This window comes from Tumebacillus permanentifrigoris (genome assembly GCF_003148565.1).
In the GTDB taxonomy this organism is placed as follows: Bacteria; Bacillota; Bacilli; order Tumebacillales; family Tumebacillaceae; genus Tumebacillus; species Tumebacillus permanentifrigoris.
The window spans coordinates 53,669-71,393 of the sequence record NZ_QGGL01000010.1 but is presented as its reverse complement, the minus strand read 5'-3'; the positions used below and the strand labels follow the sequence as shown (position 1 = coordinate 71,393).

Below are 17,725 nucleotides of genomic sequence, written 5' to 3'. Positions count from 1 at the left end.
ATACAACAAGAATTACAAAGAGTGTGATACATTTATGGAAGATGATTTGGCTAGTGAGGGAGATGAATGTAGAGATGGGGATCGCAGTATGTGGAGGCGCGCAGATGCAGTGTAGTTTCGGCACGGCTCCGAGCAATTTGATGGTACTTCCCGCCAACCGAACACTCACGTCGCAGCCGATTGCGACGATTATGGATAACAAACCGATGCTCAACGTCTTGCCATTTGGGATGTGTCAATCGCTGGCGAATCCGATGGTGGCCGCTGCCACCGCCGCAGCGATGGGCGCGTTGACACCGCAACCTTGCATTCCGATGACGACCGCTCCGTGGACGCCTGGAGCGCCTACCGTGCAGATCGCGAACTTCCCAGCCTTGAACAATTCCTCCAAGTTGATGTGCAACTGGGGTGGTGTGGTCTCGCTGACCAATCCCGGTCAGCAGACGATTCAGGTGCCGTAGATGGGAGCCTTATTGGAGATCATCAGCAAGCCGTTTGCCCCGCTGATCAAGTGGGTGCTGGCGGTCGTGGAGTGGGTGAAAAAGCTCCCAGAGCTTTTGAAAAAAGGCAAGGAAACGGTTGAGGAAAAAGTTCTAGCACCCGAACGCTCCCTCTCGCAATATGTGCGAATCGGGCGGCGCTACTTTTCCAAGCGGTTGCTCGTGGCGGTCGTCCTGTTGTTGGTCGGCGGCAGTCTCTATCTCTACTTGCGCCCCCCTGCACTGCTCGCCGGATGGCTCGGCTGGCCGCGCACGTTGATCGAAGGCAGCAAGCAAGCGATGGCGTTCCAAGGGCTTGGCAAGCTGATCACCCAAGAAGGAGAACTGCACTACGTCGGACAAGTCGTCAAGGGCGTCTATGCAGGTCAGGGCAAGCTCTACAACGACCGCGAAGTGCTGATCTATGACGGAGAATTTAAAAAAGGTCTGCCCAACGGCACGGGCACACAATACAACGGATTTGGACAGTTGGTCTACCAAGGCTCGTTCAAGGACGGCCTGTTCTCTGGAAGTGGGCAGGCGTACCACGGCAGCGGCAAGATGCGCTACGACGGCGAGTTCAAAAACGGCGCGATGCAAGGCGCTGGCACCAAGTACTACGTGACAGGTCAAGTGCAATACACCGGCGAGTTCGTCAACGACGAGTATGCAGGCAAAGGCACGCTCTACGATGTGTTCGGCAAGGTGCAGTATGACGGCCTGTTCCTCGCGGGAAAGTACGAGGGCGTCGGAACCTTGTACACCAACAAGGGCAGCGTGCTCTATACGGGGGCGTTTTCTGCAGGCCTGTACAGCGGCGTGGGGAAGTTGTTTGGCGAGAGCGGCAAGCCGATTTATGACGGCGCGTTCCAGAACGGACAATACTCGGGCGCGGGCACGGAATTCTATGACGACGGCACCGTGAAGTTCAAAGGTGAGTTCGCCGCCGGAAAGTACCAAGGAGAAGGCAAGTTGTTCGCCGCCACTGGCAAACCGTCCTACACGGGGTCATTTGTCAGTGGGAAGTTTGAAGGCGAAGGGCAGAAGTTCGACGCAGACGGCTTGCCGCTGTACAAGGGGCAGTTCAAGTCAGGTCTCGAAGACGGCAGCGGCGAACGTTTTGATAAAAAAGGCACGAGCCTGTACAAAGGCTTTTTCCAACGCGGGCGTATCTACTACCCTGGCTTCCTCGGTTTCTCGCCCAAAGCGGTCGAGGCGTTGTTGGACAAACCGACCGACGTCACGATGGCGACGAGCGGCGAGCAGAAGTTGGAGATGCTGTACAGCAAGTACAAGATGACGTTCCAACTGGAACTCTCCAAGGAAAACGCCAAAGACTCGCTGGTCACGGCGGTCGAGGTCTGGAACGAGAGCGGGTTGCAGGATATCGACGCGATCGTCAAAGGCAAGGATGTCGCCGGAGCCGATGCTTTGGATGAGCCAAGCAATGCCAAAGGCGAGGATGCTGACACCAAACCAAGCCTCTATCGCAAGGATGGCAACGTGACGGTCTACAAGGTCGGCGATGCGTTGTACTACTGCTACTACAACGGTGAGAAGCTGTTGCGGGCGATGGTAGGGCCTTATAAGCAGGGATGAGGAGTACGTAGAAAAGGCCACGAACCGCGGATGCGGATCGTGGCCTTTTTGCGAGGCAGACGAGAGCGCCCGCCTGCTGGTTCATGCTGGTTCGGACTCATTGAAAAGGCTAGTTTTCTTCGTCCTCAAACTTGGCCTGTGCGGCAGCGCGGCCGAGTTGGTCCGCTTCTTGTTCCAGTGCGGGGTCATCATTGACCGGGAGCCCTGCGACTTCGGTGTTGGGTTGGACGCGGCCTTGGCGTTGTTGGACGACGTGTGCCAGTTCGTGGCCGAGCAGTTCCTGCCCCGATTGCGTTTGCGGATCGAACTTGCCCTGCGCAAAGTGGATGTCGTTGCCCTGTGCATAAGCGTGCGCCCCCACATCCGAAGCTTCGGAGCCGACGTGGATGTTGACATCAGAGAAGTCCGTTTGGAACGCGGACTCCATTTTCGCCTGTACATTCTCCGGCATCTTGTTGCTGCCACCTGTGGAGCGCTGCACGGGCGCGACGGCAGGATCTGCTTTTAATTGCAGCTCTTCCTCGTCTTCCCCGCTACCCATGCGTTGCGCGGGGTCGGCTTTGAGTTGCAGTTCCTCCTCCTCCTCAGGCAAGCCCATGCGTTGGATGGCTTGGCGTTGGAGATAACGAGTGGTCGCTTGGTTCCCATACGCGCGTTGCAATTGCAAGATCGCGGATGGCAGTGCGGACGCCTGCGCCTTGGAGGCGGCTGGCGTTTTTTGCTGAGAAACAGAGGATGTGGCGCCTTTGGCTTGTTGTCTCGCTCGTGTCAAGATCAATTCCTCCTAGTCGAGGGGCAGTGTTTCATGACCGTCGCTCGTGCCGGCCGCCGCCTCTAGTTTCGGTTGTGCCAGCTCCTGTACCGACTGCGCATCTGCACGATGCGCCCACCACCGAACGCGCAAACTGCCACGCTCGGCTGGCTCCAACAGGCGAACGCCGATGCGGAACGTACCCCGGTGCGGGTAGACCAGTGTGCCGATCGTATGCTTCGGCAGCTCAGTCGCAAATTCAGTGCCCTGAAAAGCGTCCGCATCACCATAGATCGTGCTCTGCTGCTCAGGCAACAGGCTTTCCGAAGCTTCCAAGCCCACCGTGATCAACACCGGCCCAGCACCCAGTCCGTGCGTGATCTCATCTGTCACATAACTGCGTTCTGCCTTGCCGAAAATACCCGGTTTGTTACGTTCCAGCAAAAAGAAATCGGTGGTGCCTGTCGTCATCGTTTTCGGTGGCTCGATGGGTTTGACTTCTGGCAGACCCAGCGTAAATGTCAAAACTTTTTGGGCACGGTCATAGTTCACATCGAGGTGTGGCGGTTGATCTGCCGGAATCGCTTGCGTCTGTGCCTGCACATCGAGGATGCTGTCGGCTCCTGAACGACTCCCGCCCGCGGTGCCGAGGTTGAACAGCATCGATGGATTGTGGACTTGTTCAAAAAACGGCACCGGTACGATGCTGTCGACCTTGTACGAAGAACCAAACGGCTGTAAGTGAATCTGCGCGAGGTACAAGCATTGGTCGTTCGGCGCGGTCAACACATCATCGAGGGAGCGCGAGTAGGCTTTTTGCAACAATTGCTCAGCAATCGAATCGTAGGTCACCGTAAATGTATGCTGCACCGAACGCGTCACCGAGACTTCGTGGCCCGCGATAAACAGTTGCACGTCGCTCGTCTTCATGCTGACCGTACCCTCTGTGGCGCCCGGTGCAGGTTGCAGAGCGCGGAGGGTATACAGGTACTCAACGTTGTACTCCCCGTCCGCGAACTCCTTCTCAAAGACCAGTTTATCCCCCTGCTTCGTCTCCTGTTCCAGCACACAGCCGTTGCCAGCCGGGTGGAGTTCGAGGCGCACATGGCGCTGTTGCGAGATGCGCTGGATCAGCAACTTGGCTTGGAAGCGGTCGTTCGCCTGCACAAATCGCGGAACTTGGTGCAGGATGCGCACATCGCGGTCTTCATGCAAGAGGCTGGTCGTGCAGGAGAGGTTCGTCGCGTCAAACTGCTCAGCGGGCGGAAGCTCCTCCTTGATCAGCAAGCTGTAGCTTTCGACCATTCGGTTGTACTCGCTGACTTCCTCCTTGCGCCCGGTGTTCGCCACGGAGTGTACCATCTCTTTGCCCGTCTCGTCGTACTTGAGGCAGAGGTAGACGATCTTGGCATAGTCACCGTTGTTCTGGAAGCCTTTTACGGTCGAGAGATCCAAGGTCTGGCGCTCATCGATGATGATCTCGCGACCTTGGTAGTCGAACGCGAGACCCGAATTGACCGTGATCTTGCGCTCCCCCGCTGGTGTCACTTGTAGGCCAGTTACGACACCGACCCCATGCAGGAGACGGTTCAACAGCCAGCGCTTTTGGTTCATGTAGGTCTGCTCCGACTCGAAATCACGGACGGTCAGCAGCTTCCCATAAAAATACCGATTGCGTTCAAACGGGTACGATCGTGAATTTTGCATGTGTAAAATCTCCTTTCCGCCGTCATTCCAAAGTCGAATCCATCCCGAGACGCGAGTGCAACCCGATGCGGCTGTTGCGGTCAACGTCGACGAGGACGGTGTTGTACGGGAGTGCCGCCTTGTCATCCAACACGAGCAAGGACGGTTCCATCAAAAAGCTATTGATGCCGAGATACGCGTGCGACCCCATGTGAATGTGCGGTTCCAACACGATCAACTGCGCCTCCGTGAAGGCCGGCCGCTCCTCGTCGAGGAGCTTTTGCAGAATCGCCCGGCTCCGTTCATCCGGCACAACGTCCGGCTTCACCAGCACGCAGAAGCGGTACGGGTCCAACCCGTAGAGGCGTTCCATCGTGCGGCGAATCTCCGCCTTCTCGATCAGGTATTTATATTGAAAAAACTCGACGATGTAAGGCTTCTCCCCGGTGAAGATCTCAAACAGGTCCTGCAAGCCTTCACGGGTGCCGCGTTTTTGGTACAGGTCCGGGGCTCGCTTGAGCAGCGCGCGCGTCTGCTCCTCCGTCCAGCGGTCGTCCACGGCGATACCAAGCCACGTCGACAACCACTTCAGGAGATCGCCCGTCGCCGCATCCGCGTCAAAACACCGCGCGATGTGGTCGATCGCCTCTTCCATCTCGTCAAAAAACGTTCCGAACAGCGACAGAAACCGCTCCATAAAGTCCCGGCTCTGCGGGTCCTGTTGAAAGACAGCCGGCAAGTACTGTAGATAGGAAACGCGCGGGTAGTACACGCGCAGTTTTTTCAGCAGCGGGGTCTTCCGATCACTTCCACTCCATTCGATGCGCAACCAGAGGAAGCGGCCTTGGGCGCGCAACAGCGCATCGCGCGGATTGACGATAGGCCCCTGCCAGAGGTTTCGCGTTCGCTCCAACTTCTCCTGCAAAGTCTGTTCATTATGCAAAAAGTGGTCGAGTGGCAACGTGCCACCGTCCACCCATACTTCCGGATGATCGGACGCGATGTAGTAGACGCGCAGTTGTGTCTCATCCGGCAGATCAGCGTCCAGCAAGAGCTTGTGCCAAACGGTCTCAGACGCGACCGCATCGAATGCGCGGGAGAAGTAGACGCCCTCTGGTGCCCCCCCGAGCTGACCCGCTCCTTGGATGCGCGGCGATTGTTCCAGCACCGCGATGCGATTTTCCGCGCGATACCACAAGTAGAGCAAGTGTTGATGGCCATAGAGGATCTTGCCGACCTCGCCTTGGCTACCGGAGAGCGGTTCGGAAGGTTCTCCGTCCGCTTGGTAGGTGTGGACGAAGCGATCATCCAAGCTCCCGGATGACAACTCGCGACCGTCGCTCACATAGAGCGTGTCACGAGTGTCAACGGCGAGGGCGGACGGGATGCCGGGAAATTCGATCTCCACATGGCGATCCAGACCGCCATTGCGGTGGAACACATGCACCCGACGCGTGTCTCCGTCCAACAGATAGAGCCATCTCCCCTTGTGCTGCACCTGTAGGGAAAACCGCTGCCAGAGTTCCTCCAACCGCGTCGCTTGCGGGACGGTCAGGGCCTCGTCACGGTACACATGGCGCAGGCGACCGCCATCACCGATCTGCAACACGACGAGCGCAGTCCCAGCCGGGACGATGCGCCCGCTCTCGGCGGCAACCGTCTGTTCGGGGATCACCACATACACCTCGTGCTCGCCATCAGTTCCCATCGCCAACGGGCAGATCTCCTGTCCTTGCCACTCGCGCACTTCCCAGACTGCTTGGATGTTCGAGAGCGAGTACGCGGTGATGCGGCCACGCTGCTGGCGTTCTGCTACGACCACCAGATCTTCTGTCGCCCCTAGCACGGCTCGGTTCGTGAACAGATTGTGCTCTGGTGGAAATAGTGAATCGCTGATCCGGTTCACATAGTCGTACAGCCAGACCTTGGCCTCGTGATCGAGCAACAGCAACGTCCCACGCGGCCCGAGCGTCAGATCGGCGACCGACCCCATGCCTTCGATCTGGTTGAGCCAGATGTCGCTCCGTCTGCCATAGCGCACCGTGCGCTCCAGCCGAACACCTTCGTCCGACAGATGCAGGTTGTGGTACGTCCCTTGTTGCCAATCTCTCGCTTTGTTTAATGAAAAAAACGTGGTGTTTTCGTACAACGGGACTCCCCCCTACAAATCGGTGCGACTGAGCAATTGGACGGTATGTGCGCCCGAATAGACCAGCCCATGCGGCGGCAGGTGGATGTCGCCATTGCTGTCACGGCGAATCCCACGTCCCTCCGCATCCAACCACAGCGATTGGATGTACTCGACGCCTGGCAAACGGTTGATCACTTCATACACGTCGCCTTTGTAGACGGCACGTCCAAACTCCCATCCCTTGGTCGGATCGCGGTCGTCCAACACGTCGAGCAAGTTCCCGAGCGCCGCCAGCACCCGCTCTGTCTGATGCCGATAATCCGGATGCACCACGACGACCGCATTGACGGTAATCTGCACATACTCCGGTGCTACGACATGCACTTCGGTCGTGAGCAGGCGGTGTTGATTCAGATGTCGCTGCACCGTCTGCAAAAAGCCAGTGCTCGGCATCGGCTTCGCACTGTCGCTAAACGGTACGACGACGACCGTCACTTGCCCCGGCAGATGCTCTTGCTCGTCTTCCTGCCCGACGCGATACAGCGGGATCGCTTTGACCCGCGCCACGCGCAAACCCGGTGTGGCACGCGCAATCTGCTCGTAATCGTCCGCCGTGACAGCACGTGTGGCATGGCGCATCTCTTGGCGCAAGCGCCCCTTCGCCTCCGTCAGCGACTCCCGCTCCCTGCCACCTGCCGCGTAGACGTGGTTGGTCACGGACAGTGTTGGCGCAAACGCGTGAGCCGGTGCGATCACACCGCTGATCCGGTCCTTTTGCACGTTGCCGCGCTCTCCTCCCCCGGTGCGATAGGAGATCAACCGGATGTTGAAGTCCGGCACGGACTCCGCCATCTTGTGCGGAATCTGCCCGTACTCATGATCGCCGAACAGAATTTCCTCCTCATCAAGATCAACGAGATAGTGGCAGTCGTCCGATCGGGAGCGTTCGAGATCGTCGACCCGCGTCCAGTCCTGCCACTCCCACTGTTTGCCGTCCGTCCCTGGAACTGGGATGCCGACTTGCACCATCAGGGAATCGGGCAACAACGGACTCATCGGCAGGGAGAAGCGCTGGTTGGGCAACCCGTCGCTTTTTCCGAGCAAGCGGTGGGATTTGAAGTCTTCGGCATAGCAGATCAGGCGGATCGTCCCTTGTCCACGCGGTGGGATGCGACCGTTGCGAGCATCGCCGAAGGTGATGCGCGTGGTCTTGTGCTCAGGGTTACGCACCAACTCATAACAGTTGTCGCGCGGCGCGCAAGCGGCGAGGGCGTCAACTTTTTTCCAATCGCGCCAATTCCCGCCCGGCTCTAACACCTGCACATCCACATGACCGAACCAAGCGAGGTAGTCGTCCGACTCCAGCGTCTGGTGTGCCGACCCGTCGCTTTCATAGGCACGCACGAGGCTATGCGTGTCGCCATGTACGGCGAGGGCGGTGTTCAGGGTACATTTCTCCACCATCGGCGGCACTTCGTAGCCGGTTTCCACAACCTCGCAGGCGATCCACGCCCGCTCGATATCGCTCGCTGGGTGGATCGTCGTCCGTCCCATCTCGCCCGGCAGTTTGATCGTGACGCGACCAGTCTGAGAAAACTGGTTCGTGCCGTCTTGCACGTTCGGCTCCTTCAACGGATGCCAAGTTCCATCGCTTCCATAGTAACTCCACGCCACGCGGGCGGAGGGAGTGACCTCCAGACCCTCCTGTGCTGGATTGCGCACAATCGCGTGTTCCTCACGCAAGTTGATCGTCAGCGTGAAAAATTGCTCTGGCGGCAACGGCTGGTCAAAGCCAAGGCAGAGACTCGTCTGGCGCTGTGCCTCGGCACCGAACGCATAGAAACCGACTCGCCCATTTTCATTCGCAGAGGTGTAGTCGGAGGATTCTGCGTTCGACTTGACCAGCACGCGCTGGATGCGATGCGGGAACGCCCACAGCGCTTCGGTCGTCTCGAACGTCTCGTCCAACGCTTGTAATTTCAACCCGCGCGGCAATCGTTGCGCTTGTTCCAAACCGCCAAATGTCACATCTACTTGTGCAGAGGTGGCAGGGCGAAGCGTGAGGCCGAGAAGTTGGAGAAATTTGCGTTCATTTTTGGCGGTGACGCGGTTGAGGTAGTACTGCTGCATCTCCGTCAGCCACGAGAACAGTTCGATCATCGTGATACCTGGATCGTGGGCGTTCTCATCCGTCCACTGCGGCAGTAGGCTCGGGATGTTCTTGCGCGCATCGTCGACGATCTCCGCGAAAAGGCGATCGTCCAAATTCGGCATCGGCAGCATCGGCGCTCCCCTCCTCTCTGGTTACACCAGATCGACGACGATCTGGTGCCTGCCGTTGATCACAATTCCGTGCGGCAGATGGCTGACTTCTTCGAGGCGTACCTCGTGCGCTTGTCCGTCCGTGATGCGGTGCACGGTCATCGAGAGCTTCTGCACATGGTTGATTCCCACGACCGACTTCAACAGGCCGTAGAGCACCGAGGCGTGAATCTGCTGACCGATCTCCCATCCCTTGCCGTCATAATTGCCCGTGAACGGGTTGAGGAAGTGGTTCAACTTCTCGATCGCTTCCCGCTCGGCCGGCACGACATCATCCATCGACTTCACGACCAGTTCGGCAAATACAGAGATCTTCAAGTACGCAGGCTCGATGACTTCGACGCGTCCCGTCATGGCGATTGATGTGGCGGAGCGCTTCTGCAGATACTCCTCGATCTGGCGCTTCAGCTCGGGGAAAAAGGGTAAGCCTGGGCCTCCGCCGCTGGGTAAGACGGCGAGCGTGACACAGCCGCTTTTCCGCTTCATGCGCCCGTCGTATCCCGCGAAGGTCTTGACCTTCGCCAAATCGGGGTAGGCCTCCCGCGCCAACCATTCGTAATCCTGTGCGGTGACGGCGCGGTCGCGATGGCGGATCGTCTGCGGGCCGCGCTGGAGCGATTTGGACAAGGGTTCGGTGTCACAGCCGCCAGCGGTAGGCTCCGCGTTGGTGACGCTTTGTACAAAGGCGATCGAACGTTGCATCTGGTGGATCGCGGCGGCAGGCACGTTGCCTTTTTTCCCCGCGATCTTGTTCGAATGCACACGGATGCGATCGGACCCGCCATCAGGGAGCCGCTTGCCGTGGCGACCGTCACCGAATCGAATCGTACCCGCTGTGCGGTCGATGCGATACACGCGCTCCTGCCCAGAAGCGTCGCCGATGTGGTCAACCGCCTGCCAGTGTACCCAGAGTTTCAACAGATTCCCGCCGACGTCGCGCACCACTTCGGTGCGAATGCCTGCTTCCTGCAGTTCTTGCACGCCGCGCTCCGTCACGTGCCCGGTCTCGTCCACCCAAACTTCCTCAGAGAACACGGGCGCATGCGCCAATTGGAACTCCACTTCGGTGTCGTTCAGGGAGACTTGCTTCGGCGATTCGTCACGCAGGGTCTCTTGCTGCGTGACGCGCACCGTGTTGAGGTGCAACGCTTGCAGGATCGGCCGTTTCTGATCGGTGGCCGGGCTGTCATAGCGATTGTCGCGGTTGACAGCTCGAATCCAGAACAGCTCGCGACGGAACAGCGAAGCGCGGGTGAAGTCGGACGGGCCGACGAACTGCACCGCACCACTGCGGGTGAAGTCGAGCGTTTCATCGACCGTTTTCAACGTCGCCCACTCCGCGCGATCCCCTTCGCGGCGCAGGTACTCCCAATCGACGATCGGGCGGTTCTGCTCCACGCCGTTCTGTTGGCGCAAGGAGAAGTACAGATGCAGCGGCCCCTTGGTCGGCGGCGCGTCAAACCCGAGATACAGCCCCGGATGTCCTGTGTCGAGCGGTGCAAACGGCAGGAACAGACGCGGCGGATTCGCCGTCAAATCGGGGGTGCCGTCGCTCCACTGCATGTTGTTGTCCGCAAGCAAGCGCTCGGCGGGAAATGACACATCCGGCTCATAACGGTACTGCAAGCGAACATTCTCCACCCACGGCGAGAGGTGTACCGGGTTGGGCGTGTAGAGGTTGTCAACACTCTGGACACGCACGCGGATGAAGCGCTTGAAGTGTCCGTTGACGAACGTTTCGGCGAGATCGTCCGGGCAGCGGAAGCGCACCTTGACATCGATCCCCTCCTGCAGCGGTCGGTAAAAAAGTTCCTCATGCCCCAGCTCGTTCGTCAAGCGCGCCCATGACTTGCCGTTCCAGTACTCCCAGACCACACTGCGAATCGAGGCGAGGTAGATTTTCGGAGCTTTCGGGATGTCGGAGTCCTTCATGATCAGCTTCCATTCCACCTCAGGCTCCTCGACAGGCATGAGTTGGCGGTGGATCGCTTTGAGGCGCATGGACAGCTCGATGAGGCTGTCCTTTTTGCTGAAGGCTTCATCGCTGGCGAGGTAGAGCAAGCTGTACGGGGCCAAAAACTCCCCGAACGGGAAACATCCCGCCGGGTCGGCTTCTTGGTCGTTGGCAAATAGCAATTCGGGTGCAAATCCCCCGCGGCGCTGCTCATCGATGGACTGCGTCTTCAACCGCAAGCCGTCGATCAAAAGCGGATGCGAGCCTTGGGGAACGCTTGTGGGGAGCAGCCGGGCGCGGAGCCAGCGGTTCTCGATGCCGTTGACATTGTCCAGCGCGAACGGGACGGAGCGCTTTTTGCGCAACCAGAGTCGGTTGCCATCACCCGTCACTTCCTCAAACGGCTCCCAGCCTTGCGCCCCGAGGTAGCGCCACTCGACGCGCTCAGGGTCGGCAAACCATTCGCCACAGGTGCGCTCCAAGTGACGTTCCTTGGAATTGAAAAACTGCACTTCCACCTCTGCCATGCCATCGATCCACAACAGGTCGTGATGTCCGATGTACAACGCATGCGCCTGCTCGTCTTGCCCCTGCGTGACGTCAAAAATCGTCACGGCCTCGCGCGCGGCGAGGCGTTCGGTCAAGCAGACGATCCGATCCTGTCGCGCACTGACCAGAAATGTCTCGGCGATGCGCGCCGGCGTGACCAGCATCGCGTGGTCTGTCTGAAACACGACAGGCGCACCCTCTTCGTCCTTGGCGGCGACTTCCGTACCTCTAGGGACGAGGACAGGATGCGGGGTTCCTTCGCTGAGGGTGAACGTCACATAACCACGCGCCGGGCGGGCGGTCAATCGCTGAAGGTCGAGCAGGTTGAGGAAGGCGATCATGTTTTTGACGGGCACGCGGTTCATGCGGTCAACGTTCTGCAGATACATGTCGGCAAACAGGTAGAAAAGCGCGGTTCCCGGGTCCGGGTCGTCTGGGGAGAACCGCCATTCCGGGGTGTAGTACGGCACCATCTCTTTCATGTGGTCGATCAGGTCTTGCAAGGTGCGTGGGTCGATCGGGGGTGGCAGCATCGCTCTCCCCTCCTTTCCAGTGTGTTAGCTCGTGCCTTCATGGATGTAGAACGGATAGACTTGGTTGTACAGGTTGTTCGTCGAGCGCACGGTGTATTGGACGTGGATTTGCAAGCGCCCGTCCTCCTGCTGGTCAGCTTGCACATCCACTTCCACTTCGTGGACGCGTGGCTCCCAGCGCATGATCGCGACCTTTACGCTCTCAACCATCAGACTTACCGTCGTCGGGTCGGTCCGCTCAAACACATATTCATGGATGCCACAGCCGAATTCGGGTCGCATCACCCGTTCGCCCTTGGCCGTCCAGACGATCAAGCGGATCGCTTCGGCGATGTCCTCTTCGCCTTCCGACATCAGAATCCGGCCGGTGGCAGGGTCGACGGAGACGGGAAACTTCCAGCCTCGACCGAGAAAGTTGTTGTCCATGCGCGGATTCCTCCTCGTTGATCTTGCTCTCGTTGCGTCAGTTGATTTTGACCATCGAACCTTTGATCGTCACCATCGCGTTCGACTCCATCTGGATGTTGCCGCTCGCCTTTAAATTGAGCATGCCAGAGGATTCGATGTTGATCTGCGGGGATTCCACTTTGATCGACTTGGCACCATTGAGCGTGACATCTCCAGTGGCGGCAAGCGTCAGGACGGCGCTGGCACCGGAACCCGCAGAGGTCACGGTGATTTTTCCAGAGTCGCCGCCTTTGATCTCGATCACGTTTTTGCTTTTGGCATCCGAGATCGTGATCGTGTCCGCTTTGTCGTCGATCAGCACTTGGTGCCCCTTGCTGGTGAGGATCTGCACGTTGCCTTGCTCGCCATCGTCGTTGAACAAGATCTCATGACCGGATCGAGAGCGGAATTTGCGGATGTTGTTTTTGTCCGCATCTCCCTTGGGCGCCGCTTGGTCCTTGTTCCAGAGCGCGCCGATCACGTAGGGCTGGCTGACATCGCCGAGGTGAAACGCCACCAGCACTTCATCGCCCACTTCGGGGATGAACAGCGATCCGCGGTCACTGCCCGCCATCAGACTGGCTACGCGTGCCCAGTCGGTCACTTCCTCGCCTTCGCGAATCGGGAATTTCAGCTTGACGCGGGCGAGGTTTTCCGGGTCCTTGTTGTCCGTGACGACGCCGACGAGGACGCCGCTGATCCGGTTGGACGAGGCTTGCCCCGATGAAGAGAACCCTCCTCCCAAAAAGTCAAAATCACCGAAACTCATAGCGCGTTCCCTCCTACGGTAAAGCTGGTCAGGTAGCCGGAGCTGTTGATCAAGTGCGAAACCTGGGTCAGGTACAGCAATCCACTAAAACGCGGGCCAAGCCCTTTGAGCTTGATAAAACGCCCTGCGATCAGATACGGAATCCCGATCGATTCCCCGCTCCCAGTGATCAACCGCATCGCGGCTTCACGAGCCATCGCGTTCGCCCGCTCCTCCAACTGCTTGGGCTTGGCATAGTTGGTGTATTCGTAGTGAATTTTGTTTTTCGTGACGCTGTGGATGAGATCGGGCCCTGTCGTGGAGCCTTCGCCAAAGGGCTTGATCGCCTCCGACTTGGCTTCGATCCACTTGTTTTCTTTGTTGTCATAGCCACGAACAATGAACTGGCCCACCTGCGTCGCAATGTCTGTCGAGGCCGTGAAGGAGTGCAGGTTTTTCCCGTATTCCAGCGTCAACACCGGCGTGGTCGATTTGCCCGGCTTGCGGAAGTAGAGCTTTTTCCCGATCACGAACAGTTCGTACTGGTTCTCTTTGGCGAGTCGCACCAGCAGTTGGTAGTCATCGAGCCCTTCGCGGTCGACCTTCATCGGTTCGGCGGTAGCATCGACGGTGGCGGTCAGCGAGTAAGACTTTGCAATTTCACTCACGATGTCACTGTGCTTTTGGTCGGTCCAGATGTTTTTCGCAGCGGTGCCTTTGCCTTTCATCATCTGGTAGGAGTAATCCATGCCTGAGATGGTCAGGGTTGGGTTGCCTTCCGATGGATAGTCATAGGAAATCGCGGTGATCAAGCCGGTAAAAACGGGCTCGCGTGTCCCGCCATAGCCGATTGAAATGTTCACACTTGTCCCCAACGGAAAAAATTCCTTGACCCACTTGAAATCACGCGAGACCCAATCGTATGCGTTGGTGACGGTAAATGTGAAGTTGTTCGCCTCAGGAGATGTGCTGGTTGTGACACGAAGCGAGCTGATCGCGGCACCTTCCTTGACGATGTTTTTGCCGTTGCTGGTGACCTCAATTTCCGGAGCCTTGAAGTCGTGGAACGTATCATCGAGGTCATCGAATGAGTAGGTTTTTTCATCAAATTTGACTTCCGCCATCGGTCTACTCCAATCTCGGCACGACCACACGGCGGCCGGTCGTCAGAATTCTGGGGTTGTCGATGTTGTTGGCATCGGCAATCGCTCGCCAGTGCTTCGGGTCCTCATACTCCTCGGCGGCGAGCAACCAGAGCTGGTCGCCTTGTTTGAGTGTTTTTTGCTTGGTGCGGTCTGGTGAGTGGCGCGGGGTGCCTTGCAACTGTTCCTCGACGCTGGCGACCGCTTTGAACGTGACGTTCATCGTGGCGCGAATCGGATTGCCCGCAGCGGAGAACATCGTGAATTTCTGGGAGATCTTCTCGATGACGCCTTTGAATTGCAGGGAGCCCCAGACAAATTTGCAGGTTGGTGGAACGTGCAGTTCCGAGTCGACGGAGAGCAAGTTGGCGAACTCGCTGGTCTTGAGACGGATGTCGGCCTTGGGGCCTTTGTCACTGCAATCAAAAAACAACTCCATCGACAACGTCGGTGTTTGTCCCGACACAAATTGTGCGAGCGGAAGGGAGAGACCAGGGATGGTGTGCCACGTGTACTGATTGCCGTGGTCGATGCTGTAGGAATTCGGGTTGAACAGTACTTTGAAGTTTTTGTTTTTTTGCTTGCCGTCCAAGACCTGAATGATCGCTTTTTCCGCCATCTGGCATTCTCCTTTCCTGCGTTAGATACCTCGGATCGAGCGTTCGAACGCGAGTTTTTTCTGAAATTCGCGGTAGACGCGGTCGACGAGTCGGTCGATGTCCACCTGCGAGAGATCGGTCGGGCTCGGGTTGGTCGGCGCTTCGACGGTGACGATCGGCGTGGTGACGACTGCCTTGGTCGAGCTGCGGCTCTCGTCACGTGCAGAGGAGGTGCTGGACTCCGGCTGTCGGTGGTCGAGGCGAACGATCTCGGTGTTGGAGCTTGGGTCTTGGCGGTGGTGGAGGGGGACGACATGGGTCGTTTCCTCATGCAAGGTCAAGTACCGGTCGCGTATCCGTTCGTAGGTGATCGCCTGCTCCTCCGTGTGCAAGCGGTGGAGCAGCGAGATCGACGCTTGTTGCTGGTGAGCTCCCAACGTCCCTTTTGTGAAAAAGCGTTCCATCGCCGCTTGCGGCTCGGAACTGCTAGACGCTCCCAACATGCGCCAGACGGTTGTCGCGAAGGGGGTCGAGCGTTCGGCGTTGGAGGTGTTGGTGAGGAAGTCGGTCTCGTTGCTTGAACTCATGATGTTGCGTATGGAACGGGGCAAGCTCGGTTGTGGCTGCCTTCCGTCTGCACCGCGCAAGGCGAGGAGCAGGCGGTTGACGAACGTTTGGCGTTCGAGTTGGGCTCTCGGCATTTCGGTCGCCGTGTTGATGCCGACCGAGTCTGCGGAGGAAGTACCGCCTGCGTTCAGCAAGTGGTGGATGTCCGGGAACGTGCCTCCTGAGATCGGAGAGTTCGAACGGGTTAAGTGATCGATGAGCGGTGCTCGGTTCACGAGGAATCGCGAAAGGCCTGCATTGCCAAGTTGTGTGATGAGGTGCGCGCCGAGTTGTGTGCTCGGCTTTTTGTTAAGTTGGTTCCAGAAGGTATGGAACTGGATGGGTGGTACGATTGCGGCTCCTGATGGCGTCGTGGCGGTGTGTCCATCCCTGCCAGCATGCGGTTCAGCAACGGCCTGCCTCCAGTCCAAGACCACCTCTCCGTTCGGCCAATGCGAGGTGACTTCGGACAGGTTTCGCCCAACATCGGTGTAACTCAGTCCGTTTTTCGTGGTTAGTAATTCTTGCACGAAGTCGCGGAAGGCTTGAGGATGGTTTTGACCTGCGGAAGGAACCGGAATCAGGATGCCCTCGTGAAGGATACGAACGTTTTCCGCAGCGTTCGCTCCACCTATCGTGCCTACTTCTCGGTTTGAGCGTTCAAGTGATGGGTTCGCAATCCCGGTGGGAACAGCCCTGCCGTTAGTAGCAGGTGAGCGATATTGGGTGCTCATTGGCATACCTGAAATTGAATTTGAGGCATCTCCTGTTGCGAGCATTCTCCAGATGAATTCGGCAGATTTCAGATTGCGTTCGATTCCAGTGGAGTTCGCTATCCAGAGAGCAGCTGGCATCCCTAAACCCTGTATCGCCCCAATCGAAATCATTCTCCCACTTGGAGATAGGGTTCCTAGACCATGAAGTGCTCCCATGTGGGTTGACTTCTCAACGAAGGTTACTGCCTCTGCTGCCTGAGATGGAATCGAGTTCGCATAGATTGATTTCCAGATCAGAGGAAGCAGGTTCCTTTGTACCGATCCAGCCAAGTTCATCCTCCAGTTAGAGGATGTTGCTTCTGGCGGTAGTGCGGCTCTTAGAGGGTTTGTGCTCCAGTTGGACGATGGCATTCCAAGACCAATCGGTGTTGCCGGGCTCGTTCTCAAGATGGGTGATGACAAGCGAGAGTCTTGTTGTGATCCATCTCCATTTTCGGAGTTCGTCCGCCAGATGAAGGATGTCCCTACGGAAGTTCGTTCCGCTCCGAGAGTGGTTCTCCAGTTGGTGGTTGACATGCCTAGCGCCTGCATCACGCTTGCTGGAAGGGCTCTCCAGAGTGGTGAGGTCTTATCCAAACCTTCCACCGCGTCTGTTTGAGATGCTCTCCAGAGAGGGGTTGTATTAGCTAGACCTACCATCGTCTCTGCAGGTAGTTCTCTCCAGAGCGGAGCTACTAACACTTGACCTTGCTCTGGCGCAATGCCCTGAATGAGCCTTCCATTTTGAGCAGTTGGCACGCTCGAACCTTGTATTCCGTCTTGTGTTCCTTCTCCAGCTTCGGAGGTCGTCCGCCAAATGAAAGGTGTCCCTACGGAAGTTCGTTCCGCTCCAAGGGTGGTTCTCCAGTTGGTGGATGACATGGTTAGAGCCTGTATCACGCTTGCTGGAAGGGCTCTCCAGAGTGGCGAGGTCTTATCCAAACCTTCCACCGTGTCTGTTTGAGATGCTCTCCAGAGAGGGGTTGTATTAGCTAGACCTTCCATTATCTCTGCAGGTAGTTCTCTCCAGAGTGGAGTTATCAGACCTTGACCTTCCAACATTCTTGCAGGCAGTTCTCTCCAGAGCGGGGCTATCACACCTTGACCTTGTTCTGGCGCTGTGCCTTGAATGAGACTTCCATTTGGAGCAGTCGACACGCTCGGGACTTGTAATCCGTCTTGTGCTCCTTCTCCAGCTTCGGAGGTCGTCCGCCAAATGAAAGGTGTCCCTACGGAAGTTCGTTCCGCTCCAAGGGTGGTTCTCCAGTTGGTGGATGACATTCCTAGAGCCTGTATCACACTTGCTGGAAGGGCTCTCCAGAGTGGCGAGGTCTTATCCAAACCTTCCACCGCGTTTGTTTGAGATGCTCTCCAGAGAGGGGTTGTATTAGCTAGACCTACCATCGTCTCTGCAGGTAGTTCTC

Annotated in this window: 12 protein-coding genes; 2 read left to right on the top strand and 10 right to left on the bottom strand. The window is 57.7% G+C overall.

Annotation, left to right across the window (positions count from 1 at the left end):
- Positions 1-41: 41 nt before the first annotated feature.
- Both C7459_RS12665 and C7459_RS12660 read left to right on the top strand, forming a co-directional pair.
- On the top strand, positions 42-461 hold the full coding sequence (locus tag C7459_RS12665) for a DUF4280 domain-containing protein (protein WP_342766665.1): 420 nt from the start codon (positions 42-44) through the stop codon (positions 459-461).
- Entirely contained in the window at positions 462-2,078 is a 1,617-nt protein-coding gene (locus C7459_RS12660; protein ID WP_109689676.1) for an MORN repeat-containing protein, read from the top strand.
- A 109-nt stretch (positions 2,079-2,187) separates the two neighbouring features.
- On the opposite strand, the gene C7459_RS12655 is transcribed toward C7459_RS12660, so the two are convergent.
- From C7459_RS12655 to C7459_RS12610, 10 genes are read right to left on the bottom strand one after another with little or no spacing between them, the layout of a single operon-like run.
- Complete coding sequence (locus C7459_RS12655) at positions 2,188-2,850, bottom strand: eCIS core domain-containing protein (RefSeq protein ID WP_245884520.1); 663 nt, start codon at positions 2,848-2,850, stop codon at positions 2,188-2,190.
- A gap of 12 nt (positions 2,851-2,862) precedes the next feature.
- The gene (locus C7459_RS12650; protein WP_109689675.1) at positions 2,863-4,536 is read right to left on the bottom strand and encodes a hypothetical protein; all 1,674 of its coding nucleotides are present in this window, start codon (positions 4,534-4,536) and stop codon (positions 2,863-2,865) included.
- A gap of 22 nt (positions 4,537-4,558) precedes the next feature.
- Positions 4,559-6,664 carry a phage tail protein gene (locus tag C7459_RS12645; protein WP_109689674.1) on the bottom strand — a complete coding sequence of 702 codons (2,106 nt, stop codon included), beginning with the start codon at positions 6,662-6,664 and terminating at the stop codon, positions 4,559-4,561.
- 12 nt (positions 6,665-6,676) lie between these two features.
- Positions 6,677-8,929 (bottom strand): putative baseplate assembly protein, encoded by a 2,253-nt coding sequence (locus C7459_RS12640; protein WP_109689673.1) that lies wholly within the window; start codon positions 8,927-8,929, stop codon positions 6,677-6,679.
- Between the two features lie 21 nt (positions 8,930-8,950).
- Positions 8,951-12,004 (bottom strand): putative baseplate assembly protein, encoded by a 3,054-nt coding sequence (locus C7459_RS12635; protein WP_109689672.1) that lies wholly within the window; start codon positions 12,002-12,004, stop codon positions 8,951-8,953.
- 24 nt (positions 12,005-12,028) lie between these two features.
- The gene (locus tag C7459_RS12630) at positions 12,029-12,430 is read right to left on the bottom strand and encodes a GPW/gp25 family protein (RefSeq protein ID WP_109689671.1); all 402 of its coding nucleotides are present in this window, start codon (positions 12,428-12,430) and stop codon (positions 12,029-12,031) included.
- Positions 12,431-12,467: 37 nt separating this feature from the next.
- Complete coding sequence (locus C7459_RS12625) at positions 12,468-13,220, bottom strand: phage baseplate assembly protein V (RefSeq protein ID WP_109689670.1); 753 nt, start codon at positions 13,218-13,220, stop codon at positions 12,468-12,470.
- Positions 13,217-14,323 (bottom strand): phage late control D family protein, encoded by a 1,107-nt coding sequence (locus C7459_RS12620; protein WP_109689669.1) that lies wholly within the window; start codon positions 14,321-14,323, stop codon positions 13,217-13,219. The genes C7459_RS12625 and C7459_RS12620 overlap by 4 nt, the downstream gene beginning before the upstream one ends.
- A gap of 4 nt (positions 14,324-14,327) precedes the next feature.
- On the bottom strand, positions 14,328-14,960 hold the full coding sequence (locus C7459_RS12615; protein ID WP_109689668.1) for a CIS tube protein: 633 nt from the start codon (positions 14,958-14,960) through the stop codon (positions 14,328-14,330).
- A gap of 21 nt (positions 14,961-14,981) precedes the next feature.
- Positions 14,982-16,280, bottom strand: a complete 1,299-nt coding sequence (locus C7459_RS12610; RefSeq protein ID WP_109689667.1) for a hypothetical protein — start codon at positions 16,278-16,280, stop codon at positions 14,982-14,984.
- Between the last annotated feature and the right edge of the window lie 1,445 nt (positions 16,281-17,725).